15 protein-coding genes are annotated in these 26,868 nt (G+C 46.7%); 2 read left to right on the forward strand and 13 right to left on the reverse strand.

The window, feature by feature from the left end; translation table 11 throughout:
- Nucleotides 1–31 precede the first annotated feature (31 nt).
- Nucleotides 32–1,744 carry an ABC transporter ATP-binding protein gene (locus tag BS614_RS00580; protein WP_074092575.1) on the forward strand — a complete coding sequence of 571 codons (1,713 nt, stop codon included), beginning with the start codon at nt 32–34 and terminating at the stop codon, nt 1,742–1,744.
- A 52-nt stretch (nt 1,745–1,796) separates the two neighbouring features.
- On the opposite strand, the gene BS614_RS00585 is transcribed toward BS614_RS00580, so the two are convergent.
- From BS614_RS00585 to BS614_RS00630, 10 genes are all read right to left on the reverse strand, one after another.
- Nucleotides 1,797–3,377: a hypothetical protein gene (locus BS614_RS00585; RefSeq protein ID WP_074092576.1), complete on the reverse strand. Its 1,581-nt coding sequence runs from the start codon at nt 3,375–3,377 to the stop codon at nt 1,797–1,799.
- 196 nt (nt 3,378–3,573) lie between these two features.
- Entirely contained in the window at nt 3,574–4,866 is a 1,293-nt protein-coding gene (locus BS614_RS00590) for an ABC transporter substrate-binding protein (RefSeq protein WP_074092577.1), read from the reverse strand.
- Nucleotides 4,845–6,620: a sensor histidine kinase gene (locus BS614_RS00595; RefSeq protein WP_074092578.1), complete on the reverse strand. Its 1,776-nt coding sequence runs from the start codon at nt 6,618–6,620 to the stop codon at nt 4,845–4,847. Before BS614_RS00595 ends, BS614_RS00590 begins: the two co-directional genes overlap by 22 nt.
- A 92-nt stretch (nt 6,621–6,712) precedes the next feature.
- Nucleotides 6,713–8,362: a type 2 periplasmic-binding domain-containing protein gene (locus BS614_RS00600; RefSeq protein ID WP_074092579.1), complete on the reverse strand. Its 1,650-nt coding sequence runs from the start codon at nt 8,360–8,362 to the stop codon at nt 6,713–6,715.
- Nucleotides 8,363–8,389: 27 nt separating this feature from the next.
- On the reverse strand, nt 8,390–9,259 hold the full coding sequence (locus BS614_RS00605) for a carbohydrate ABC transporter permease (RefSeq protein WP_074092580.1): 870 nt from the start codon (nt 9,257–9,259) through the stop codon (nt 8,390–8,392).
- A gap of 15 nt (nt 9,260–9,274) precedes the next feature.
- Nucleotides 9,275–10,135 (reverse strand): ABC transporter permease, encoded by an 861-nt coding sequence (locus BS614_RS00610; RefSeq protein ID WP_235193717.1) that lies wholly within the window; start codon nt 10,133–10,135, stop codon nt 9,275–9,277.
- Nucleotides 10,136–10,467: 332 nt separating this feature from the next.
- Entirely contained in the window at nt 10,468–12,015 is a 1,548-nt protein-coding gene (locus BS614_RS00615) for a response regulator (protein WP_074092581.1), read from the reverse strand.
- Nucleotides 12,016–12,300: 285 nt separating this feature from the next.
- Complete coding sequence (locus tag BS614_RS00620; protein WP_036667966.1) at nt 12,301–13,524, reverse strand: MFS transporter; 1,224 nt, start codon at nt 13,522–13,524, stop codon at nt 12,301–12,303.
- Nucleotides 13,525–13,716: 192 nt separating this feature from the next.
- A complete protein-coding gene (locus tag BS614_RS00625) occupies nt 13,717–15,780 on the reverse strand; it encodes a molybdopterin-containing oxidoreductase family protein (RefSeq protein WP_157115996.1) in 2,064 nt (687 codons plus the stop codon).
- A 425-nt stretch (nt 15,781–16,205) separates the two neighbouring features.
- Nucleotides 16,206–17,057 (reverse strand): formate/nitrite transporter family protein, encoded by an 852-nt coding sequence (locus BS614_RS00630; RefSeq protein WP_074092583.1) that lies wholly within the window; start codon nt 17,055–17,057, stop codon nt 16,206–16,208.
- Nucleotides 17,058–17,435: 378 nt separating this feature from the next.
- Between BS614_RS00630 and BS614_RS00635 the strand changes: the two genes are divergently transcribed.
- Nucleotides 17,436–22,997: an S-layer homology domain-containing protein gene (locus BS614_RS00635; RefSeq protein WP_074092584.1), complete on the forward strand. Its 5,562-nt coding sequence runs from the start codon at nt 17,436–17,438 to the stop codon at nt 22,995–22,997.
- Nucleotides 22,998–23,265: 268 nt separating this feature from the next.
- Here BS614_RS00635 and BS614_RS00640 read toward each other — a convergent pair whose 3' ends face one another.
- The 3 genes from BS614_RS00640 to BS614_RS00650 form a co-directional block, all read right to left on the reverse strand.
- On the reverse strand, nt 23,266–24,627 hold the full coding sequence (locus BS614_RS00640) for an FAD-dependent oxidoreductase (protein ID WP_074092585.1): 1,362 nt from the start codon (nt 24,625–24,627) through the stop codon (nt 23,266–23,268).
- A 485-nt stretch (nt 24,628–25,112) separates the two neighbouring features.
- Nucleotides 25,113–25,592 carry a glutathione peroxidase gene (locus tag BS614_RS00645; protein WP_047840764.1) on the reverse strand — a complete coding sequence of 160 codons (480 nt, stop codon included), beginning with the start codon at nt 25,590–25,592 and terminating at the stop codon, nt 25,113–25,115.
- Nucleotides 25,593–25,831: 239 nt separating this feature from the next.
- Nucleotides 25,832–26,716 (reverse strand): ABC transporter ATP-binding protein, encoded by an 885-nt coding sequence (locus tag BS614_RS00650; protein WP_036667819.1) that lies wholly within the window; start codon nt 26,714–26,716, stop codon nt 25,832–25,834.
- Between the last annotated feature and the right edge of the window lie 152 nt (nt 26,717–26,868).

Below are 26,868 nucleotides of genomic sequence, written 5' to 3' on the forward strand. Positions count from 1 at the left end.
GCATTTGTGTCATATCGAGGAGGACTTACATATGCTTCGCCGTTTTATGTCTTATTATCGTCCTTACAAAAGACTCTTTATCTTGGACTTCTCCTGTGCCATCGCTGCCGCTCTGCTGGAGCTGGCCTTTCCACTCGCCGTTAACCGGGTGGTCGATCAACTGCTTCCGGCTGGCAATTGGTCCATGATCTTAGCAGCGTGTGTCGGGTTGCTCGGCATCTACCTGCTCAGTTCCTTTTTCCATTATGCAGTGACCTATTGGGGCCACAAGCTCGGCATTAACATCGAATCCGATATGCGGCGTGAACTGTTCCAGCGTGTTCAGAAGCAGTCCTTCCGCTTCTTCGATAACAATAAGACCGGGCATCTGGTCTCCCGCATGACCAACGATCTGATGGATATTGGTGAGATTGCGCATCACGGACCCGAGGACCTGTTCATTGCCCTCATGACACTCGCCGGAGCTTTCGGGATTATGCTGGGGATCAACTGGCAGCTTGCGGTGATGACGTTCATCATCGTGCCGCTGATGATCTACCTGTCGCTGTATTTCAGTCGCAAAATGTCCAAGGCGTTCAAGCGCATGTTTGCGGATATCGCCGATTATAATGCACGGGTTGAGAACAATGTGAGCGGCATCCGTGTGGTACAAGCTTTTGCCAATGAAAAACATGAAGTAGGACGTTTCGTTGAGAACAACGAACGTTTCAGACTCACCAAATTGATCACCTACCGTATTATGGCCTGGAACTCTTCACTAAGTTTTATCCTGATGAAATTTGTATCGCTGTTTGTGTTGGTGTGCGGAACCTGGTTTGTTATTCAAGGCAGTATGACTTACGGGGAGTTCATCGCTTTTGTAATGCTGTCCAATGTCTTCCTCGGACCGATTGAGAAGATTAACTCCGTCATCGAGACGTATCCCAAAGGCATCGCCGGATTCAGACGTTACCTGGAGTTGCTTGAGGCTGTACCGGATGTAGAAGATACTCCTCAGGCGAAACCGATTACGAATGTCAAAGGCGATATTACCTTCCATAACGTTACCTTTTCTTATGGAGAACACAAACCTACGCTGTCTCAGGTCAATCTGGATATTCAGGCAGGCCAGACGGTTGCTCTGGTTGGACCTTCGGGCGGAGGAAAAACGACGTTATGCAGCCTGATCCCACGTTTCTACGATGTGAATGCGGGACATATCTCCATCGATGGCATTCCGGTGAAGGACATGACGCTGGAATCACTGCGCTCCCATATCGGGATTGTGCAGCAGGATATTTTCCTGTTTGACGGAACGATTCGTGAAAATATTGCATACGGCAAACTGAATGCTTCCGATGAAGAAATCTGGCAAGCCATTCGCCGGGCCCAACTGGAAGAGCTGGTACAATCCCAGCCAGATGGACTCGATACCATGATTGGTGAACGTGGCGTGAAATTGTCCGGCGGACAGAAGCAACGTTTGTCCATCGCAAGAATGATCCTGAAAAACCCGCCAATCCTTATTCTGGATGAAGCTACCTCCGCACTCGATACCGAAACGGAAGCTGCCATTCAACTGGCCTTGTCCGAGCTGGCTCAAGGCCGTACGACATTGGTGATTGCCCATCGACTGGCGACCATTAGACACGCCGATCGTATCGTGGTGGTGGAGAACGGCAGTGTCGCTGAACAAGGAAGCCATGAAGAACTGCTCGCACGTAAGGGCTCGTACAGCCGACTACATCAAGCCCAGTTTGGGTAAATACAACGACAAAACAACCTTCCCTCAGAACTAGAGGTGAAGGTTGTTTTATTCATTTCAGGTATCCTTTTGATTTCCAGAATCGCTTCGCAAATGATTCAGCAGCGTACGGCAGCTCCCCATTCAGTAAATCCTCATTTGCTTGAATGAGCACTTGGCATCCACGTTCGAGCAATTGAACGGCATGTAGTAATTGAGAGCCGCCTATATAATGAAGTTCAAGCAACACCGGTTCTTCTTCCTCATCCGCGTCCTTCTGAGCCGAGTATTCGATCAACACACTTTCCGTGCCGTCCTCATGTTGGTGCAGGGTATAATAGTATTTCTCCACCTGCGTCTCCCCTTGAGTATCCTTATACTCTCTTCCAATACGTAGCATAGCTGGCTGGGGAACACCATCACTCAGCTGACCTGCTTGTCGAAATGCATAATACAAGTCTCCAATCCACAGCCCATGCCGGTCGTCATCATAATAATCGTCATATGGCTCCACGATCGGCAAAGCTAATAAATCACGGATCAGTTGATGCGAAATTAAGGAACGGGCATACTGATAATTCGATACAGACTGCAACAAGGTGCTCCATCCTTGCTCGCTTAACTGCTGAATATCAGCAGGTGAGTTCTCCGAAAATACGTTCCATTCCGAATTCTCATTATGAAGATAACGATATGCACCTGAGATCATCCAGACAGGTTTACCCGGTTGTAGGATATATTTATCAGGAGAGTTGGAACCTTGATCTGATGGCTCCATCTTAAGCAACAATGCACAGTTATGGTCATCCTGAAAATAAAGACTACGGAAATACCCCTCCGTATGCTCATCTCCATAGACCGATACTCGGCAAAATTGCTCGTTCAACCAAAATTCATAGCTGTTGAGTAACTCATCCTCCTCTCTTACAGGCAACAAAGATGGATGAGTAAGACGCTCTATGTTCTCAGCGGTAATACGATGATCTTCGAACCAATCCGGCACATCTGGCTCTGATTCATCAGCATGAATGTACTTTCGGTTGATTACAGGTCGTCCTTGCTGCAGCCTCTTTAACATTTCTTCTCGCCAAGGAAACGGCTCTGTATCTTCATCAATCACACATTCAGGAACCAATAACGCCAACATGTCAAAGCCCCGCCATGGTCCGAGATCCTCCCATTCTTCAAGCTGACGCTTCACATTACGCTGTCCTTGAACCTGAATCATATATTGCTCGGTACTTACCAGCAATCCACCTTCTACATTCCCTCTCACTGTCAATTCTCCATGGTTATAATCCCCCCAGAACATATCCTCCACATAGAGATTACCTGTAATATATATTTCCTGCCCACCCACGATCATATAGGGCGTTATGAGATTCCCAAGTACAACCAGATTTGAACTGGCCGCGTCGGAACTTGTATTTCCAATATAACGATCCACTGTCAGATTTCCTTCAACCAAGATCAAAAAAGGTCCTTCATCCAACAACAGTTCACTGATATGAAGGTCACCAGAATGTAACCATACTTCCTCGGCTTCAAATTCACCGTTGTGCGCTTCATTCTGAGTGTACATCCAACTTTCCTGAGGCAACTTCGTTTTGATATCAGCAAAAGACACCTTGTGACCTATCTGATGTATGGACATGTCCTGACACTCCTCATCCAATAATATATGGATAGAATCTATCTGATCTACAGATAGACGACTACCCATTTTTATTATACTAGAGGAAATATACACCATTCTATAACAAAAACCCTCACCCGAGTAGAATGAAGGTTGAGCTTGTGAACGACAACAGCCCCAAGCCCATTAAATACATATATGATCTAGTCCATTCTTATAACTTCCCACCCAGAATGGCATTCGCCCGTTCACGAAATTCCACCGCCGCCTGCTCAGGCGTAATTTTGCCAAACAGCAGCAGATCATACAACTCACGTAATACCGCAGTGACCTCTGGCGCACCTACGGGATCAGGCGGGTCCATCTGAGTGCTGTTATCCGCAACCCAATCAATATAATCAAACACCTGCGCCAGCTCCGGTTCAACCACCAGCTTCATCCGCTCTTTGACACTGGATGAGACGGGCACACCCCGCTCCCCTTTGAGCAGCAGATTGGCATCCAAATCATTCACAAAAAAGCTGATAAACTTGGCCGCCTCCTCCTTATGTCTGGAATTACCCGCCATGGAGAAAAACATACCTGGCTTCAAGAACAATCCATCCTGGCTGTTTGGCCCAGGCATTGGGGAGATGGTTAAGGGTTTGCCATAACGCTGAGCGGTGCTGATAAATTGGTTGGAATACCCCCAGCTAAACAAAGCCTCTCCCAGATAAAACGGGTCGTTATCGGGTTGGCCAATGTCTGATGTCCAGATATCCGGTGCAAAAATAAGCTTCTTCTCTGCGAGCTGCTGCATCCTGCCAAAGTATTCAATAAATAGCCCATCATCCTCATACCCCAGCCTCTTGCCATCCTCGGCGTATAACTTGGAACCATACTGTCTCAAGTAATACGCGAAAAACTGTTCCGGCGTGAAATAGGTTCCCAGATAAATGCCTTTCCCGAGCAATTGCTCGCCCATCCGGTCAAAATCCGCCCATGTCCACGTATCCGTTGGCAATTCAATATCATTGGCCTTTAATACTTCCGGATCATAGATACTGAGCATGGCGTTAACCCCTAAACTGAGACCATAGGTTTTTCCATTCAGGCTACCACTCTCCAGCTGTTCCTTCTCAATATCTGTCGTGTCAATCAGCCCGCTTTGCATGTACGGCGTCATGTCTTCCAACAGTTGCAGCGAACTGTACTGGGACAGATAGGAGATGTCCATCTGGATAATGTCGGGCAACGCATTGCCTGCTGCATGTGGGGCAAGTTTTCTCCAGTATTCATTGAAACTGCTATATTCGTATTCAATGTTCACATGTGGATTCAACTTCTCATACAGGTCGATAACGGCTATCGTTGCATTGTTGCGGAACTCCCCACCCCACCAAGCGATGCGCAGCGTTATCGGCTCTTCTTCCACAATCATGCCTGGCCTTTGATCCAACTGGTTCACGCAGCCAGGAAGAGTCAGCATAAGGCAGAGCATGCCTATCATTCGCATCCATCTTCCCATAGCTTCTCCTCCTTACCTAGTGATGGGAGTGGCAGCAGCACCGTTACTCTCGTTCCATGCCCCGGCTTGCTTTCCAGCAGAACATCATATTCTTCGCCAAAAGCCAGATGCACCCGCTCCCTGATATTCAGTAGACCAATACCTGTGCCTCTGGTTTTCACTTCACCGCGCAGCACCTGTTCCACATATTCGGGTTCCATGCCGGGACCGTGATCCTCCACGATAAGGGCCAGCTTGCCACCGGATATCTCGGCATACACTCGAATCAGACATGATCCAACCTGTGGTTCCAAACCGTATTGAATGGCATTCTCCAACAGGGGCTGTAGGGTCAACTTGGGAATGGCACACCCCAGATAAGAAGCAGGCACATCCATACGGAAATCCAGCCGTTGCCGGAAACGGTAGGTCTGAATGGTGATGTAATGATTGACGATCTCCAGTTCTTCGGCAATGGTAATAATATTTTGTTTGAAGCTGATGGAGGAACGCAGCAAATACCCAAGTGACAGCACCATACTGGAGATTTGCTCCTGCCTGTTCTTTTTGGCGAGCCAATGGATCGAATCCAGCGCATTATACAGAAAGTGAGGATTGATCTGCGCCTGTAGCGCCTTGAACTCCGTTTCTTTAATGACCAACTGGCTTGCATAATTTTCTTTGATCAATGTATTAATATGTGTAATCATCAGTCGATACGTACGTTGTAGTAACCCCAGTTCATCCATGTGCTGGTGCGTTGGAATGGACAGATTGGCGTCTATATTCTCCAGATCCCCATACTGAACCTCCTTCATCTGACTGATGAGCTGCCTGATCGGCCTTGTCAGACTTCGTGCGAACACCATACCAAGCGCGAGAACAACCAGAATGGCGATAAGATAAACGACGATCAGTATATTTTTCAACCATATAATACGTTCAAAAATTTCATCATAAGAGGCCATATTATAATACACCCAGTCGGTGTATGCGGATTTCTTCTGGGAAAGAAATATCTCCCTCCCATCCAGATTTTTGATCTCATATCCCCCACTGCCTGGAAGTGGATTCAGTCCGGCGGACACCGCTTCTGGAAGCTGGCGATAAGGATACACCACATCACTGCCTGCTTTTAAAATAATGTCACTGTCCTGGCTATCGATGCCCGCATACTCCTCGACAAGTCGCTCGATATTAATACGCAGAAACAGTATGCCTACCGGTTCCAGGGTCATCGGTTCATAGGCTCGCACTTGACGCACCATAACCAGCATCGGGTCATCGTCATCCGGGTATAACCAGCGAACTGCACCATTGGCCTGCTCCGCAGCCGCAATCATCCGATCATATTTTTCCTGAGATACGGTTAGTGTCTCACCATATTTATTGACTCTTCCCCTGGAATCAATCAGATGAACGGACTGCACATATCGTGCAGCCCCACTAATATGCTCCCATAGCCGATCCGTGATCTTTTTTCGTTCAATAAAGCTTGAATATGCGTTATCGTCATCCAACAACGACTTCAAGGCTCTTTGAATCTGCGTATCGGAGATCATGTTCAATGATAACGCTTCCAACTTTTGAAGTTCAACATCCACTGTAGACGAAGAAAGATTCAGCAGTCGGGACGACTTATCAAACAGCTGTTTGTCATACACCGAGTACGTATAATACAAGGACCCAAACGCAAGGATGATGATAAACGCCATCATGAACATAATCATCAGAAACATTTTCATTTTGATGCTCAGTTTTCGGTAGGCTGTCATGACCAAAGCGCTCCTTTGAACCACGTGATACTACTAGGTATATCACATGCAGGAAGGTTTTCCCAAAGTTTTAGCGCTCGATTTCTCACGTATTATTTGGACTGATATCGATCATAAGCCGCCTGATGAACCTCAATCGCCCGGTCAATGTCCATGCTCTTGATTGTTTCGGCCATCTTGTCAAATTCGGTGATCGGCTTCTGTCCGCTAATAATGGCAGTCATCGTCTCATTCAAATACGTATTCACCTGACTCATGATGGATGTACTTGTGGTCACCTCATCTGTTGACAAACGAATTGGAGGAAGCGTTAATGCTGAGCTTGCTTTCATCCATTCCGCATTCGCCGCACGCTGTCCGTCGTCAAATAATAAGGCATCCAGATAACGACTATCCTGATTGATCGGACCGTCCATAATGGATAGGGCATAGGAAGCCAGTGCCTGGTCATACGTCAGACCGTTCGGATTATCAATGATGGTATCTGTGAATTTGACACCTTCCCCGTCACGAACATAGCTGTCATTTTCGATACCAAAGTTGAACAGATCACTACCCTCTTCGCTATAGTTGTAGTCCATCCACTGTACAATGTATTTCAATTTGTCTTCGTCTGCGGAAGCCGTAATAGCCTCACCATAAGACAACACTTTAGCGTCCAGATTAAATGTCGCATACGAAGTTCCATCCGGAGATACAGGCCATGGTACACCCGTCACGTTAAAATTCGGATCCGTATCTCTCATCAGATTGAAATATTTCCCCATGCCGCTGAACACACCGCCCTGATATGCGCCTGCCAGATTGCTGGTGACCTTGTAATCGAAAGCTTTACCGTCATTGGTCATGATCTCGGGATCAATCAGCCCTTCTTTGTACCACTTGGCCATGGTCTCCAAGAAATCACGGTAGCCCGGCTGAATCGGTCCAAACTCCACCTTGTCTCCATTCATCTGGAAACCACCAATGACACCAAATGCCGCGGCAAAATCATGGAGCTTGGTCAGGTTGCCCGGTCCCCAGTTTCCGGTGAATGGTAGCTCATCTGGCTTGCCGTTGCCGTTAGGGTCCTGTTCCTTAAATGCCTTAAGCACCGTATACCACTCATCAATGTTGGTAGGTACTTTGAGATTTAGTTTATCAAGCCAGTCCTGGCGCATAATTAAACCGGAAGTGGCATTCAGCTTCAATGCATCCAGCTTCAGCAGCGGGAACATATAGATTGTGCCATCATCGAGTGCAATCTGTTTTTTCACATCCGGATCGGATTCAATAATCCGCTTTATGTTCGGTGCATAACTGTCGATCAGTTCGTTCAATCGAATGATTCGACCATCCTTGATCATTTTTTCCGGTCCGCCAACGGCATCCGCCCAGTTATAATAAATGACATCCGGTAGTTCTTTCGTGGAGATCAACAGATTGAACTGGTCACGTTGTTGTCCAAGCGGAGGATGTGTGAACTTCACTTTGATGCCTGTTAGCTTCTCCTTTTCCTTATAAGCCGCCATATCGCCAAAATTGTTCAAGGAAGCTGTCAGTTTGGCATCATTGGCGCGCCAGTAATCAATGGTAAATGGCTCACTTGTAATCGGTAGCGGAATCTCGGTTAATGCCTGAACCGCAGGTTCTGTTCCTTCTGCTGGCTCTGCGTTACCTGGTTCATTATCCCCCGTACAGCCCGCCAGTAAAGACATGGTAAGTAGCGATGACAACAGGATGGACCCCATTCTTTTTTTCACGTAATTCGCCTCCATAGGATACATTTTTTATTGTTTCACAGCACCGATTAGAGCGCCCTGAACAAAATAACGTTGGATGAACGGATATACTAGCATAATCGGCAGCGTGGAGATAATGATGGTTGCATATTTGATGTTCTCCCCAATGGCAAAGCCGGTATCGGCGCCAGCGCCCATGGCCTCTGTACTGCTGCTGATCAGAATATCACGCATAATAATCTGGATCGGATATAACTCCTGACTGCGTAGATAGAGCATCGGTCCGACATAATCATTCCAATGGTCAACCGCATAATACAGCATCATGACCGCCAGGATTGGCTTTGACAAAGGCAGTACAATTCGGAACAAAATCAGAAAGTCATTGGCACCATCAAGCTTCGCAGATTCGATCAGACTGATCGGAATGCCCTCAAAGTTTGTTTTCATAATAAGGAAATAGAATGTGCTGATGGCACCCGGAATAATAAGCGCAAAACGGGTATCCACCATGCCCAGATTCTGAATCAGCAGAAACGTCGGAATCATGCCCCCGCCGAAGAACATCGTGAACGTAATTAATTTCATCAGCGTTTTTCTGCCCATCAGATCACCACGTGATAACCCATAGGCTGCCAGCGAAGTCATGAGCAGATTGATGGCAGTACCCACCACAACATAGAACAAGGTGTTCATGTAGCCCGTATAGATGCGAGTATCCTGAAATACCGACTTGTACGCTCCCAGCTGAAAACCTTCAGGAATGAGCATCAGTGAACGGGAACGCAACATCTGGTCCGGGTCGCTGATTGAAGAATTGAACACGTACAGCATCGGGTACAAGCATAAAACCATGATCAACAAGAGCAGCAGTGAATTAAATACATCAAAAAGTCGTTCCCCTATAGATTGTTTCATCGCTTCACCTTCCGATTACCATAGACTGGTTGAGTTAAGCTTTCTGCTGATCGCATTTGCGATAATGAGCAGCGCGAAATTAATGACGCCGTTAAATAGTCCGATGGCGGTTGAATACGTATAGTTCCCCTCCAAAATACCGGATCGATAAACAAAGGTGGATATGACATCCGATGTCTCATAGGTCGGTGCCGTTTGCATCAGCAATATTTTCTGAAAATCCGCGTTCATGACCGCCCCCATACGCAGAATTAACATGATCACAATCGTTGGCATGATGCCCGGCAGTGTAATATGTAACAGCTGTCTCCAGCGGCCTGCGCCGTCAATTTTGGAAGCTTCATACAACTGAGGATCAATACCACTTAGTGCTGCCAAAAAGATAATCGAGGCCCAGCCTGCGCCCTGCCATATGTTGGAAAGGATGTACATCGGACGGAACATATCCTTTTCCGCCAAAAACATAATTGGCTGCAGATCAAAAAAGTCACGAATGACGTTAAATAACCCACCGTCCAGAGATGAGAACGTTTTCAACATTCCAACCACAACGACAACCGAAATAAAATGCGGCATATAACTGATGGTCTGTACTGCACCTCTGAACCACTTCTTCCGGACTTCATTCAGCAGCAGTGCTAGTAGAATCGGAGCCGGGAAACCAAACACAATACTGTAAAAACTCAAAATCAGTGTGTTCTTAATCAGTCGCCAGAAATAATAACTTTCAAAAAACATGGTGAAGTTGTCAAATCCGACCCATTCGCCTGCCAAGATTCCTTTAATCGGGTTGTAGGATTCCTGAAATGCCATCAGTAGCCCGTACATTGGCCCATAGCTGAAAATCAGATAGTAGGCTACCACAGGAACGAGCATCAGATAAACGTATCTGTTGCGGACAAGTTCCTTTTTCACCGAACTCCATTTGCCAGCTGGCTTCAAACGCCCAGGTTCGATCCCCCGGCTTCGATTCAGCTCCATCCACTCAACCTCCACTCTCGATGTTCATTCACTAACATGACACTTCTAATGATAGAAGCGAGCGACTTTTCTTCCCATGCTCATTTCCGATAAATGGATGTTCAAAACCGAGTTCCGTCCGACAAAAAAAGACCCTGCTGCCGATGAATGGCATACAGGGCCCGATCACAGATTAGATGTAGATCGGATATAAAGATTAGCTATGTAAAAGCCACAGCGACGCTGTCCTAGGGTACTTTTTTATACTCGGAAGGGGAGAATCCCGTGTATTTTTTGAACATTTTGCTGAAATACGGCCAGTTGGCGCCAAATCCTGTCTGTTCGGCAAGAGAGGATACGGTATAGTTCCCGTCCTGCTCCAGAAGCTCCAACGCTTTACGGATGCGGTAGCTTAACACATAGTTCGTAAATTTCTCACCGGTTTCTTTTTTGAACATTTTGCCGATGTAGTCTGGATTCATGTATATTTCCCCGGCGATGGACTGGAGTGTCAGTGTCTCGTCCCTGTAGCGCTTCTCTACCAGCTTTTTCACACTACCTACCATCTGCGATTGTCTGGAGCGATGTTGATCATAGCGGCGCAAGGTGATTTCCTTAGCGACAGCAAACAGAAACTGTTGAAAAGAATGCAGGGTGCTGGATTCAATCATGCCTGGCAACTGGTCCATATACCTTTTCATCTCGGCAGAGCCACTGAGTCGAATCATCTCCATAAACATCTGAATAAGATAGGACTTCGTTTGGGATATATCGTATCGCAAGCTGGCAAGCATCTGAAACATCCGGTTCAGCGCTGATCCCACTTCCTGCCAGTGTCCCGCCTTGATTGCAGTAACCATCCGCTCCGGATCGTATTCGAATTCAGGAAGAATGCGTTCTCCGGGAGAGTAAATATCCCGCTCCATAATAAGACTGCCCTCACCGAGGTAAAAGCGGTAATTGAGATACACCAGCGTCTGTATGTACAAATGGCGTGCCTGCGAAAGGTCTCCTGGCTCGCTCAGCGCAATGGTGAGATCATCATGGTAATATCGGGTAAATGTGGCGCGAATCTCATCGATATTATGGAACAACTGCGTTTCAGACAATTTGTCCTCCATGATTAGTAGCACATGCCTTCCAACCGTGGCACTTAAGATGGGATTGTGAAAAATATCCTCAGCAATGTTCTTCACCGCGAACAAGTGCAAATACTCATGATCCCCCTCAATCTCTACCAGCAGCAACCGCACACGTTGATCCTGAAACTGTACATCGAATAATTCCTCGAAATACTTCCATTCCTTGACCCCGTATGTTCTGTTCGTGACTAGCTCTTTCAGAAAGTATTCCTTGGCATGCGGCAGTACACGCTCCAGGTTATATTGGATCGACTGCACAAAACGCTCCTGATCGGTCAACTCCCGCTTCTCACTGACCAATTCACTAATAGCCTGTACAAGATGCTCTTCACTGCAGGGCTTGAGCAAATAGTGCTTCACCCCATACTGCATGGCGGTCTTCGCATATTCAAACTCCGTAAAACCCGTGAGCATGATAAACGAGATATGCTGATACTTCTCTGCCACAGCTTCAACCAGCTGTAACCCATCCATTCCCGGCATGCGGATGTCCGAGATGATGATATCCGGGCGTTGCCGCTCGATTAAAGCAAGCGCTTCCAATCCATCTTGAGCAATGCCGATCAGTTCTGTTCCTAATCGGGACCAGTTCACCACACTGGAGATCCCGTCCGAGATCATAAATTCATCATCAACCAGCAAAACCTTGTACATCGTATGCATCCTCCTGCCTTTAACCAGTTCCATTCTATTATATGGGCATTATGCACAAATAGAGGGGAGGTCGTTGATTGACATGGGAATGCACTCTAACAAGTCTGATTTCTGAACATTCCTGGCTCATCTCATCGGGAAAATCATTCGCTGGCAAGCTATTGGAGTTAGTCTCTGTAAAGACAAAACAACCCTCACCCCGCTACTGGGGTGAAGGTTAGCCCCTCACTTCATTTTACAATATCATCAGGGTATGGGTACGGACGGAGTAATTCCGGTACAACATTACGTATCCATTCCATACTCCTTCACTTCACGATTGCGGTTCAACACCGCATGCAGTACAAAACCAAGTACCGCAATCGCCGCTGTGCCTGTTGCCAGCCACGCTACCGGAATAAGTCCCTGTTTGTCATACATGACCCCCATCGCATAGGGGCCGATAACCCGTCCAACCGCACCGATCCCACCCGATATCCCGATGTAAAAAGGCGCCGCCCTGCCCGCATGCTCCGAGATAAACGCAGGTGTTGCAGGGGAGATCAACATCTCTCCAAACGTCGCAAGTACCATTGCTAGCACCATGCCCGGATAGCTGTACATGGTAATCATCACAATGTAGGCCATGCCATAGAATACTGCACTCGCCGTCATCTGAGCCGTGGAGGTACGGGCCATGGTCCGTTTCACCCAGCTGGTAAAAGGTTGGCCTACAAAGATCAGCACCCCGTTCAGGGTCCAGAGCAGACCATACATTCTTTTTTCCATACCCTCAGAGATGATATACGGGGACACACCTGTGTTCCAGATGGAGTTTCCAAATAACAGGAAGAGCACGCCCAAGCTCATGAACAGATATAATCGGGTATTACCCAGCAATGCCCAGACGCCCGGCCCATCGGGGACGGTTTTCCGTTTGGTCAGATGTACTTCCCCCTGATCCGGTTCAACCCGTGACAGATAATACCAGAAGAAAATTGCAAACCCGGCTGAGGTCACTCCGTTCAGTACAAAGCTGAGATGATAGGAAAAGTCAGCCAGAAAACCACTCAGCGCCGTACCAATCGCTACCCCGATATTGTTCGCCACATAGATAATATTGAATAATTCACCGCGTCGCTCCGCAAACCGGAAGCCAATAAAGGCCTGAATCGCTGGCAGCGACAATGAACTAAACAGACCAATCCAGCCCATCGCACATATAAATACGACCCAATACGCGCTAATCCACGGCAACGCAAACAAACCTAACGCATTAAGCGCCAGTGAACCAATGATCAGCTTCTTCACGCCCACCCGATGGTACAATGAACCTCCAAGCAATTGTCCAAAGATGCCACCCAGGGACTGAATGAGGATCACAAAACCCGCATTTGCCATCGTTCGTCCAAGTTCATCAAACACATACATGGTGGTCAGCGGCCACATCAAGGCACTGCCTGTTGCGTTAACCAGACTTGCTAATAAAAATATTCTCACTTCTTTTGGATAGTTATCCAGCCATCTCATCATCGTTAATTCATTCTCCTTAGTACCTCTGCACATACAAATAGCCATAAAAAATAGACCTTTGCCCTGACGGCATAACCATAACCAGCCAGAGCGAAGGTTTTATGAAGTGTTACATCTATTGCACTATAATCCTGCTCAAATTCTAGCCTTTGTTCATCTTACCTCAAAAAAATCATGCTGCAAGCACACTCATTGACGCTTCACTTCAACAGTGGCCGAGAAGAAGGTGGCCCCGTTCCCCATGTCCGACAACCGATTGGACGTCAGTGAATTCGCCCGCTGCTTCTTGCCGTCACCATCCCACCATAAGCCTTGGCTGATGACGGTTCCCGGCAACATGGCTTCACTCACCTTGGCAGTAAGTTCGATGCGCCCGCGTTCATTCCATACGACCACTGCATCGCCATCCTCCACGTTTCTACGGATGGCATCCTCGGGGTGTATCTGCAATAAAGGCATCTTTTCCAAACGTTGATGTTTGGCTGAATTGCCAAAGGTGGAGTTCAGGAAATTATGGTTTGGCGGCGACAGGAACATCAATGGATACGTATCGGCAGGTCCAGCCGGATGCTCCCCATCGTATCCTTCAACCAGAGCACTATAGGTAGGGAGCGGCGGAAGCCCTCGCTGTTCCATCGTCTCGGAATACAATTCGATTTTGCCTGAAGGTGTGGGCAGCTGATCCAGATATGCAGCATGTGGCGTCATATCCAGCTTCAGGAATCGATGTTCCTTCAGTCCCTCCAACGTGACTCCATTCATGTAGGGGTTGCCTGTGCCCTGAAGTGCGTCCTCAATCATCTGTTCCGGTGTTTCTCCGAAGATTGCAGGATCGTACCCCATAGCCTGCCCAAGCAGTGAGAACAGTTCCACATTGCTCTTGCTCTCCCCGATCGGTGCAATTACCGGCTCTTGCAGATGAACGTACTGATGCCAATAAGAGGCGTACAGGTCCGTCGCTTCAAATGAAGATGTGGCTGGCAATACGATATCTGCATATTTCGCGGTATCCGTCATGAACAGATCATGCACAACCGTGAATAAATCTTCCCGTGCAAAACCTCGCTCCACCCGCTCGGTATCCGGTGCCACCACCAGTGGATTGCTGCAGTAAACCATCATCGCCCGGATCGGCTGCTCTGCTTCCAGCAATACTTCACCAATCCGGTTCATGTTCACTACTCGCGGCTCTGGATTCTGCCGCAGCTCCGGACGTTCCAGCGCATCGCTATTCGTGCTCGCGTAGCTGTTGGTGCGAACGGCACCGCCGCCTTGCTTCAGCCATTGCCCTGTAATGGCAGGCAGACATGCAACGCTACGCACGTTCATCCCCCCATTATCATGGTGCTGGAGACCATTGCCGATGTGAATATGGGCTGCCTGTGCGTTGCCATATAGTTCGGCCAGCTCCACAATGGTTTCCTCCGGCACGCCCGTAATGCGTGCAACACGTTCAGGGGTGTAACTGCGGACATGATCACGTAGTGCCTCATGACCTACCGTATACTTTTGCATAAACGCTTCATCCGTTAGTCCCCGTTCGAACAGCACATGCATTAATCCTAGCGCCAGTGCACTGTCCGTGCCCGGATACAGCGGAATAAACCAGTCGCCCCACTGTGCGGTACGATTGCGATGAACGTCGATGACGACGATCTTGGCGCCTTTTTTACGGGCTTTCTCCGCCAAAACGACCTGATGCATATTGGTACTGACGATATTGCCACCCCATACCAGGATGAGATCCGCATGCTCCGTATCTTCCGGCACCGTTCCCCGGTTGGCGCCCATCGTATATTTCCAGCCGGTATTTCCAGCAGAGTTACAGATTGTCTGCTCCAGTACACTCGCACCAAGCGCATTGAAGAAACGCCGATCCATGCCGTCTACGCCGAGAATACCCATGTTACCGTAAAAGCTGTAGGGCAGGATGCTCTCCGGGCCGTAGGTTTCGGACAATGCAGTGAATTTGGTCGTAATCTCGCGAATCGCTTCATCCCAACTGATTCGTTCGAACTTGCCTTCGCCTTTGGCTCCTACACGTTTCATCGGAAATTGTAGACGCTCGGGGTGATACACCCGCTCGGTCATATTTCTGACTTTATTACAAATGGCACCCTTGGTTATGGGATGATCCGGATTGCCTGCCACCTTCACAATTTTGCCGTTCTCTTTATGTAATAACAGACCACAAGTGTCCGGACAGTCGAGCGGGCACACCGCCGCAAATACACCATTCTCCTGATCGATCATCGTAAGGCTCCCCTCTATAAAAGCTATCCCTATATCATATCTTCTTCGAGGTTATCGCGTAAAGAGAACAGTATGTTTTTTGCTTCATATTCGCCGCTATGGCGGCTTTAAATTATTTTCAAAAAATGTTTTTGAGTTTGATTCAACTTCAGAATTCAGGGGTAAATTAAAAATAAGGCATTAGGCTAGTGTTTCCCCACTTCCTCCTCATGCCATATCATGGACCACTCCCGAAATTCGCCATGAACAGGTTTCGTTCCCCCGAACCTTGTCATGGCGAATTTATTTTGCGTTAAACTCCAACAAGGACCTCATACAAAAAAACGATCCCGCCCTGCTCCATCACAGCATATTCACCATGAACCGAGCAAGATCAGAATCGTCTTCTCTTCTATAATACGTGCACACATGCTACGCTGTGCCCGCTATGCTTGTTTGCTCAACATCACTCTAGCCTCTGTCTCCACAGCTTCGATCGACGTTGCTATCTCCGGCTTCACTTTTGGCTCAGCTTGGCGCAGGTACACCACCCAATAGGCTGCAGCTACAAACAGAGCACCACCAGTCAGATTCCCGAGCCATACCGGAATGAAATTCATCACATATTGACCCCACGAATAATGTCCTTCAAAGATTGCCGCCGGGATGAGAAACATATTGGCTACAACGTGCTGGAATCCAATAGCCACAAACGCCATCGTTGGGAACCAAATACCCAGTACCTTGCCACTCATCGTATCCGATGCATAAGATAGCCACACGGCCAGCGCGACCAGCCAGTTACAGCCAATGCCGGAGATAAAAGCCTGCAGGAAGCCGTCATGCAGCTTGTGCCCAGCCATATCCACCACTTTAGACAGATATACACCCTCTCCAGTCAGACCAAGCACATGTCCAAACGCGTATGCGACAAACAAAGCTCCAACAAAGTTACCAATCGTCACTAAGGTTAGATTTTTCAACATGTTACCTACGGATAACTTTCGAGCAATCGTCGCGAGTGGAACTGCCATCATGTTACCTGTCAGCAACTCGCCACCACCGATGAGCACCAAGATTAGTCCCACCGGGAACACTGCTGCACCAATCAGATTAACCAGACTTCCCCACTCAGCAGGAGCAGATGCAATCACCCGAATATCCAGTAGAAAACCCAGCGCAATAAAAGCCCCTGCCAGAAAACTGAGCACCAGTACAGAAGACACCGGATATTGAGCCTTCTTCATGCCTGTTTGCGCCGTATATTGTGCAACCTCAAGAGGTGTTTTTGCTGCCATATCATTCATCCTCTCCTTCATTGTTTATCATTGGATAAAACCATCTGAAATTCATTAGTTATGCGTTGAATACCATATCCTAATTGTATCTCGGTACTGCATGAAACTTTGTGCAAATTATCACAATGTTGATTATAAAGATGCATTTAAGAGGCGTTATTTTCGTTTAAATGCGACTGGTATGAAGACTTATATATATGAAGGAAATTGTTCAGAAATTGTTCAGAATCAATTTGTATAATAGGCACACATATTGAATGTACATCTGTTGGGCAGGGATGGATTTGGGTCAGGAACAGTTCCATGTTGTGTACGTCATCAAAATGATGTTCTGTAGGTCATTTCATAGCAAATCTACGGACACTAGGAGGTTTAAACATGTTCAAACAATCTTTACGCTGGAGAACAGTTATGATGTATGCTTTGATATTCACTCTGGTTCTCCCCAATGTCCTTCTTCCCCAAGCTCATGCTTCCACTAACGGAAATGTGAACATTTTATCCGCGTTTAATAACAACGTCGATCGTAATCTGGTAAACGTCGTTTATGCTAACGGGAAGTATACCGCAGTGGGTGGAAAGGGACGCATTGTACAATCTACAGATGGATTAAATTGGACTGTAGTCAATATTGGCGTGTCTAACGAAAAAACAACTTGGAATAGCCTCGTTTATGAAAACAATATATATGTTGCAGTTGGAACGGAAAACAATACCCGTCTGAAAGCCAGATTGATTGTATCGTCTGATGGCGAGACATGGGTTGATAAATCATCTGTAATTGACGGAAATACTTTACAAAAGGTAGTTTATATCAACGACCAGTTTTATGCCGTTGGCGGTAAACATCCTACGACTAACCGTAATGATGATATCGGTATTATCTATTCATCCTCGGATGGGATGACATGGACATTATGGAGTACCCTGCCTAGAATTTGGCCGACAAATACCACAATAAGCACCTCCTTTAATTTGACGGACATGGCCTATATCTCTGGCAGATATGTTGTTGGTGGTAACGTGTTAGGCGGATATGCTTACTCCAGTAACGGGACAAGCTGGACGAACGGGTTCATAGGCAACTATGGTTTGGGAGAGTTCGCTGTCTACAATGGTAGGCTTCACATGCTTGAAAGCCAAACAAATGGCTACTCCAGTAGTGACGGAATAACGTTTACAGCCGACGCCTCCTATAACGGTATATTCGGCATACTGCAAGATGGCGCGACACTTTATCGTTTCGGCCAGGCAGGTAAACTGGACTCATCCACGGATAACGGCGTCAATTGGACTTCGGAGCCTACAGTAACCAATATGACCATCCAATCTGTAGCTTCAAATGGAACGGGTATGGTCCTTGTCACCTCCGCTCCGAATAGCCTTGTTGTTACTGCCGACAAATCCGAATGGGAAAAGATCGCAGCTAATCTGCAGAGTGTAGCTTACAATGGCAACACATGGGTAATTGTAGGCGTTTCCGGCTCAAGTGCAACCGATAGCATTATACTGCATTCCGCGAGTGACTGGGAGCATTTAAATACAACCAGCCAGTTACTGCCCAAGGAGGCCTTTTCCAAAGTCGCTTACGGGAATAACACTTTTGTTGCCATGGGTAAAAAAATCGGGGTATCCACCGATGGTGAATATTGGACACTCAGTGATCTTCCCGCAGGTGTAACAGGTAAAGTGGTAGCGCTGACCTATGGTGCAAGTGGAGGTTTTGTTGCAGTAACTGATACAGGTGATACGCTCAACTCCATTGACGGATTATCTTGGACAAAGGGCACAAATATCGAACTGCCAGACAGGGATATATATAATGTGAAGTATGTAAACGGTGAATATATCGCTACAGGTTACGGAGTAATTTGGAAGTCGGATACGAACGGATTGAACTGGAATCAAATAATCGACTCAGATAATGAGATTTTCAATAATTATTACATGATAAACGATATTACCTATGTGAATGGAAAATATGTGATTGTTGGCTCCGATGATTATTCGTTACCTATTGTGCTGGAAACGACTGGTGTCCTGAACGCCAGCACGAACTGGACCAAAACTAATCTTGATAATGTCAATTCAGTTTACTTAAAATCAATTGCATACGGTGATGGCATCTATGTAGCTACAGGGATTTTAGAAGGAACTACCTTTAAGTACATGATGTATTCTTCTTCTGACCTAGTAAACTGGACCTCTTACGATGAGAACACATTAGGTATAAGCGGCGAGGGGCTAAACACCGTTTATTATCATGACGGAAAGTTCTATATTGCAGGTAATGACAACGCACGGATTGTACTCGGAGATGCTGCACCGAGCAGCAACAACGCGGGTCTAACCAATGTACTTGGACAGACTGACAGTGCTCCAGGAGGCGGAGATGGAACAACATCTGGAACAGCTGTTAGCTGGACAGTTAACGTATCTGACACGACCTCAACACTGGGACTTGCCAATCTTGTACTTGCAGACAATCAAGCCAAGATTGAGTTATTCAGCAACAGTGACTATACCACAGGTGCAGTTACAGGCAACTCAACGATCCCGCTCACCGCAGGTGGAGGTACCACTGCATACATTAAGGTGACGGCGGCCGATAACACAACTGTGAAATATTATGCAGTAACGGTGAACCGTACAGCTACACCTGAATCGACACCAGCCGCTGAAATCGGCTATGTAGATGAGCAATTGACAGGATTTATTCCTAATGCTGCATATTCTATCAATGGAGTGAATGCTTCCGCGGATGGTTCAGGGCATATCGCTATCGACAACAGTTGGATCGGAACTACGTTGTCTATCGTGAAAACAGGCAACGGCACAACAACTACAGATAGTTCAGCTCAAACATTGGTCATCCCATCTCGTCCTGCAACTCCAACTGGCATTGGCAAGACCGATGAAACATCCATTGGCGCTCAGGATGGAACGATTACCAATGTCACAGATCAGATGGAATACAAAAAAGACATCAACGGCGCATGGACAACTATCGCTAACACAACTGTTACAGGATTGGAGCCAAGTACGTATTATGTGCGTACCAAAGCAACCTCCTCTTCATTTGCATCACTGGAAACGCCGGTGACCATTGATTCGGCATCTGCAACACCAGAAGCAACACCAGCCGCTGTAATTAATTATGTGGAAGAGCAATTGACTGGGCTTGTGCCTAATACAGCATACTCTATCAACGGAGCGAACGTTATTACAGATGGTTCAGGATATATCACCATAGACAACGGTTGGATCGGAACTACGTTGTCCATTGTGAAAACAGGTAACGGCATCACAACAACGGATAGTTCCGCTCAAACATTGATCATTCCATCGCGTCCTGCGACTCCATCGGGAATCGACAAGACCGATGAAACCTTTGATGGAGCGAGTGATGGAACGATCACCAATGTCACAGATCAGATGGAGTACAAAAAAGACGTCAATGGCTCATGGACAGCTATTGATAACACTACAATTACGGATCTCTCACCAGATCGTTATTATGTGCGTACCAAAGCAACCTCTGCTGCGTTTGCATCACTGGAAACACCAGTGACCATTGATTCGGCATCTGCAACACCAGAAGCAACACCAGCCGCTGTAATTAATTATGTGGAAGAGCAATTGACTGGGCTTGTGCCTAATACAGCATACTCTATCAACGGAGCGAACGTTATTACAGATGGTTCAGGATATATCACCATAGACAACGGTTGGATCGGAACTACGTTGTCCATTGTGAAAACAGGTAACGGCATCACAACAACGGATAGCTCAGCTCAAACATTGTTGATTCCATCGCGTCCTGCGGCTCCAACAGACATCGGCAAGACCGATGAAACATTTAGCGGTGCTCATGATGGAACCCTTACGAATGTAACCGATCAGATGGAATACAAAAAAGACATCAACGGCTCATGGACAGCTATCGCTAACACAACCGTTACAGGATTGGAGCCAAGTACGTATTATGTGCGTACCAAAGCAACCTCCTCTACGTTTGCATCATCAGAAACACCAGTAACTGTAGGTTCCAGTGCATCGATCCCTGTTGCACCGAATGTCACTGCGGATGACCAGAACAACACCATTATCGGTTTGGACACTTGCATGGAATATCAAATCGACAATGGAGCCTATATCTTGTTTAACGGAAGTAACGCCCCTGACCTCAGCGGTGAACATACAGTTAAGGTGCGTGTGGCAGCGAGTGGTTCAGTTCCAGCCGGAATGGAGAAAACACTTCAGTTCACAGCGAATCTTGCAACTGACCTGATCGTGGTCGCTGTTGACCCTAGCGGGTCAACAAATAACGGCAAAACACTCATTACAGTAACCCCTGCAATTCAGGTTAACGGACACCGCTTCGTTTACAAAAATTTAGGTAACGGAAATATCAACATTCCATCTATTGGTGATGTAGCTACAGGCTACGAAAACTGGCCGAACAATGGTTTAATCAACGCAGCAAACGGAGATAAAATCGCTATTGCTGAGGTGGATGTCGAAGGCAAGATTGTAAAATTCGGATGGACTTCATCTGTAGTAACGAATGAGCCTGCACCAGGGACCTATAATCCTGATGTTCCCGTCGTCTCTCCACCTTCTGGGGGAAGCAGCACCACGAATCCGAACACAAATAACGGTAACAACAGTACTAACAATGCAAGCAACGAAGATGTCATCATAATCGTCAACGGCAAAACTGAAAATGCAGGGAAGATGAAAACAACGGAAGCAAGTGGTGTTAAAACCACGGTACTAATCGTGGATCCGGCGAGGTTGCAGGCGAAGCTGGATGCTGAAGGCCCTCGGGCGATCGTCACCATTCCGGTCAAATCATCCTCCAATGTCATCATTGGCGAGTTAAACGGTCAGTCGGTGAAAAGTATGGAACGTCTGTCGGCAACGCTTGTTCTCCAGACAGATCAGGCGAGTTATACGCTCCCCGCTTCAGAGATTAACATTGATGCTGTTGCAAAAAGTCTCGGTAACGATCTTAAACTGGAAGATATCGTGGTTCGTATTACGATATCCAATTCTTCGGATAACATGAATCAGGTTGCAGTGAATGCAGCAGCTCAAGGTGATTTTACACTGATAGCTTCACCTGTTGATTTCACCGTATCTGGTGAATACAACGGCCAAACAACTGAAATCACGAAGTTCAACGCATACGTTGAACGCAGAATTGCATTGTCTGCCGATATCGATCCGAATAAAATCACAACCGGGATTGTCATAGAGCCCGACGGTACAGTACGACATGTACCAACCAAGGTTGTTTTGGAGCAAGGGACATTTTATGCAGAGATTAACAGTTTGACAAACAGCACGTACGGAATTGTATGGAACCCGCTGACATTTGCGGATGTGGAGAAACACTGGGCAAAAGATGCGGTGAACGATATGGGTTCCCGGATGGTCATTCAGGGTGTCAACGATACCACCTTCAATCCAGACAAAGCGATTACACGGGCTGAGTTTGCAGCCATCCTCGTACGTGGATTGGGTCTCAAACTGGGTGAAGGTCCACAACCATTCCGGGATGTCACTACGAAGGATTGGTATTCCAGTGCAGTTCAGACTGCGGCTTCCTACAAATTGATTAACGGTTTCGAGGATGGTACGTTCCGTCCAAATGACACAATTACACGGGAACAGGCCATGACATTAATCACGAGAGCGATGAAGTTGACAGGTCTTGCAGACCAGTACGCTAATCTGGATGCTAACGAGATTCTCTCCGCATTTAAGGATAGCGCTAATATCGGCAACTGGGCGAAGGATAACATTGCACTGACAGCCAAGGCAGGCCTCATCAGCGGACGTAGTGATGGTACCCTTGCAGCAAAAGCCAATGTTACGCGTGCAGAAGTAGCGACTTTGATTCAGCGTCTATTGAGCAAATCCGATTTAATCTAAAATTTATGAGCTAGCTCGAAGATCGGCCCACTTCATAAGAGTGGGCCGATCTTATTTATTTTGCCAACTTATGCGGTATGTACACTTTCATATTATTTAGTTACTCTAGCTGCAATACGCACAGCAACAGTCCACACACAAAAGAAGAAGACTGACGATATATTCGCCAGTCTTCTTCACGTCTTTATTATCATCTTTTTTGATTCGTAATCCATTCTCTTGACCTGTTATATATCATGCTCTCTGTTCAACCATCTATTCTGCTTCATTACACCATTGCTGGTGCTTTTACTTCTATTGGAGGCAGTGCTTGCAGACCAGCCGTGTTCAGGAAGTTCCATGGTTTGTTGTAATGTGGTTGGAAGAAGAAGTCGATGAAGGCCAGCTCATCTACGGTCATGTTATTTTGGATGCAGACCGAGATCGTATTAATCGATTGAGTCAGATCAACCTGAGACATCACCTGTGCTCCGACGATTCGACGAGTAGCCTGCTCATATACTACTTTGAGCAACAGTTTCTCAGCCGTTGGCATGAACTCCGGACGATAGCTGTCTTCCAGTACCACGGATTCAACAATCAGGCCTTCGTCAGCAGCAGACATCTCAGTCATCCCGGTACCCGCGATATTTTGCTCATAAATTTTGATACCCGATGTTCCCTGCGTACCCATATACGGTGTCGTAGGACGAACCAGGTTACGGGCTACAAGTGTACCCATCCGCACGGCGTTGGTTGCCAGTGGAATGTAAGATGCTTTGCCTGTTGGGTTGTAATGAATAGCACAGCTGTCACCCGCAGCGAAGACGTCTTTTTGACTCGTTTGCATATATTTATCCACGATGATTGCGCCGTTTGGCAGCATATCCACTTGACCTTTGAGCAGTTCAGTATTTGGACGGAAACCAATGCACAGAATAACCAGATCGGTTTCAAACTCCCCTTTGGACGTGATCACTTTAGTCACTTTGCCATTTTCACCAGTAAACTTCTGTACCGTTTGACCAAGAGCCAGCTTAATGCCGCGTCCAGTCAACGTATCTTCAATCGCATCCGTGAACTCAGGATCCAGGTATTTGTTCAAAATTCGGTCCACACTGTCGATCAGGGTAACTTCCTTGCCGTTCATTTGGAAGGCTTCCACCAGTTCAACGCCGATATACCCTGCACCTACAACAGTAACACGTTTGGCATCTTTGGCTTTTTCAATAATCGTGTTGGAGTGATTGTAGTTTTTGCAAAGTAAAATGTTGTCCATCTCAATGCCTTCAAGCTTCGGAACGACAGGCCATGAACCCGTTGTCACGATCAGTTTGTCAAACGTATCTTCAAATTCTTCCCCGGTTTGCAGGTTTTTAGCCTGAAGGGTATGACCCTTGGCATCGACTGCTGTAACTTCATGAAGCATCTTGGTCTCAACACCAAGCTCTGCCAATTGATTAGGCGAAGAATAGAACAAACCGTCAGGGTCTTTCACAACCCCACCTACGTAGAGCGCAATGCCACAAGATAGGAAGGAGATATTGTCATTGCGCTCATACACCGTGATGGTAGCATCCGGGTACAATTTGGCGGTATTTACGATGGCTGCGGTCCCTGCGTGTGTACATCCGATAACTGCGATTTTCATTAAAAGTTCCTCCTCGAAATATATAAATGAGTTTGAATATAAGGTTGTTATGGTTGTGAAACATTTCACTTCTTGTTCGAAATTGTGTATGTGATTTATTTCACTTTATACACTCATTATAATGTGATATTTTTCACATTGCAATAGGTTGAGCAAAAAAAGTTTGTCGAAGGAGGTCATTTCCCTGTATTTAAGCCTTTCTTCCCTTCATTGTATTGATTTCATTGTCCCCGGATTCGGGTCGATTTATGCTATGCAAAGGCTTCCGCGTTCCCTGTATGGACACAGTATGGACGTATAAAGTTAGAGGCGTCTTCTGCATTCTTGTTTGACTTTTACAAAAATTAAATGGCTTCACTTTTCATTACAGGGTTGATCTCATGGAGCCAACTCCTACCTGTGAAGAGAATAAATCTGCGTATATAAAATAATCAAAGAAGCCTATCCTTGCACATGCAAGGACAGGCTTCTCAAACGTTCATGTATTAACCGAGCAATTTCTCGATATCTGCAATCATTGTCTCCGGAGATTCTTTCGGTTCAACACGACCTACCACTTCACCTTCGCGGTTAACAAGGAACTTGGTGAAGTTCCATTGGATGTCGCTTGTTTCACCTACGCCAGGTTGTTGCTCCTTCAGGTATTGGAATAGAGGATGAGTGTCCTCACCATTCACATCTACCTTGGCAAACACCGGGAAATTCACACCATAGTTAATCTGGCAAAATGATTCCGCTTCCTCACTTGTACCTGGCTCCTGCCCTCCAAACTGGTTACAAGGGAAACCCAGTACAACCAAGCCTTGATCACGATAACGATCATAAAGCTTTTGCAATTCACCGTATTGCGGGGTCAGCCCACACTTGCTGGCTGTATTGGCAATGACCAATACTTTACCTTGATACAGATCCAGTGAGACTTCTTGGTTCGCGGTGGTTACCGCCTGATATGAATATACGGACATGACTGATTCCTCCCATGACATATGTTGGTTTGGGCTGTTGCGAGCACGTTGGCATAACCAATGGACCCACAGCCTGTCTTATTATTATAGACCTGATCCGATGTGATTACCAAATCCCGGGTCTACCCGTCCCCTTTACTCCCATGAGTTGCAAATTCCCCATGAATGCAAAAGAGCCGCGTGCAATAGCGCACAGCGGCTTCATTCTATAATGTAAGGACCACATATGGCCCAATGTATTAACTTCCTGTCGCTTGAACACGTGGTTCTGTCCGTCCTCCAGCATGAACCATCGCACTGTTCATAACCAGCTGCTCTGGCGTCTTCGATTGCTGGCGTTCGCCTGCAAGAGCGTAAGGCAAGCAGAGCGGTACACCGGAACGCGGATCGATCACGATATCTGCTTCAATGTTGAATACTTCACGAAGTACATCCGAATTCATAACTTCTACAGGTGAACCATGAGCGATGGCTTTACCTTTTTTGATACCAATCATGTGATGTGCGTAGCGGGAAGCATGATTCAAGTCATGCACAACCATAACAATAGTACGGTTGGCTGTGGCATTCAGTTGCTCCAGTAATTGCAATACTTCGAGCTGGTGAGCCATATCCAGGAACGTAGTCGGCTCGTCCAGGAAAAGGATATCTGTTTCTTGGGCAAGTGCCATGGCAATCCATGCACGTTGACGCTGTCCACCGGACAATTGATCAATCGGACGATCATGGAATTCAGTCATGGCTGTCACTTCAATAGCCCATTCAATCATACGTTTATCTTCCGCACGCATGGAGCCAAATCCTTTTTGATAAGGAAAGCGACCATACGATACCAGTTCAGTAACGGTAAGACCTTCAGGGGCTGTTGGATTCTGTGGCAAAATCGCAAGTTGCTTGGCAACTTCACGCGTGGACTGTTTATGGATGGACTTCCCGTCGAGCAATACATTACCTGCTTTTGGAGCCATAATACGTGCCATCGTTTTCAGGATGGTTGACTTCCCTGAACCATTGGCTCCAACAAGTGCTGTAATTTTTCCTTGGGGAATCTGAATATTCAGATCCTCTACAATTAGTCTTTCCTCATAAGCGATATCCAGCTTGGTCGTCTCCAGACGAAACATGCGATCATCCCTCTCTCATTTATCCCGGTTATGTAATCCGGCTATGACAACAAAAACGAAATTGTAATTCTGTGATTTCCGACGCAAATATCTTCTACACTAAAGATACTGATAATCATTATCATTTGTCAACATAAAAAACCAAATTTTCT

It is taken from the genome of Paenibacillus xylanexedens, from assembly GCF_001908275.1.
Taxonomy (GTDB): Bacteria; Bacillota; Bacilli; order Paenibacillales; family Paenibacillaceae; genus Paenibacillus; species Paenibacillus xylanexedens_A.

Coding starts and splice junctions, on each gene's coding strand:
- BS614_RS00595 (WP_074092578.1), bottom strand. CDS start 6,620: ATGACAGCCTACCGAAAACTGAGCATCAAAATGAAAATGTTTCTGATG.
- BS614_RS00625 (WP_157115996.1), bottom strand. CDS start 15,780: ATGATCGATCAGGAGAATGGTGTATTTGCGGCGGTGTGCCCGCTCGAC.
- BS614_RS00605 (WP_074092580.1), bottom strand. CDS start 9,259: ATGAAACAATCTATAGGGGAACGACTTTTTGATGTATTTAATTCACTG.
- BS614_RS00640 (WP_074092585.1), bottom strand. CDS start 24,627: ATGAAAATCGCAGTTATCGGATGTACACACGCAGGGACCGCAGCCATC.
- BS614_RS00610 (WP_235193717.1), bottom strand. CDS start 10,135: ATGCTCGTTCCTGTGGTAGCCTACTATCTGATTTTCAGCTATGGGCCA.
- BS614_RS00630 (WP_074092583.1), bottom strand. CDS start 17,057: ATGGCAGCAAAAACACCTCTTGAGGTTGCACAATATACGGCGCAAACA.
- BS614_RS00615 (WP_074092581.1), bottom strand. CDS start 12,015: ATGTACAAGGTTTTGCTGGTTGATGATGAATTTATGATCTCGGACGGG.
- BS614_RS00620 (WP_036667966.1), bottom strand. CDS start 13,524: ATGAGATGGCTGGATAACTATCCAAAAGAAGTGAGAATATTTTTATTA.
- BS614_RS00585 (WP_074092576.1), bottom strand. CDS start 3,377: ATGTCCATACATCAGATAGGTCACAAGGTGTCTTTTGCTGATATCAAA.
- BS614_RS00580 (WP_074092575.1), top strand. CDS start 32: ATGCTTCGCCGTTTTATGTCTTATTATCGTCCTTACAAAAGACTCTTT.
- BS614_RS00650 (WP_036667819.1), bottom strand. CDS start 26,716: ATGTTTCGTCTGGAGACGACCAAGCTGGATATCGCTTATGAGGAAAGA.
- BS614_RS00635 (WP_074092584.1), top strand. CDS start 17,436: ATGTTCAAACAATCTTTACGCTGGAGAACAGTTATGATGTATGCTTTG.
- BS614_RS00645 (WP_047840764.1), bottom strand. CDS start 25,592: ATGTCCGTATATTCATATCAGGCGGTAACCACCGCGAACCAAGAAGTC.
- BS614_RS00590 (WP_074092577.1), bottom strand. CDS start 4,866: ATGGGAAGATGGATGCGAATGATAGGCATGCTCTGCCTTATGCTGACT.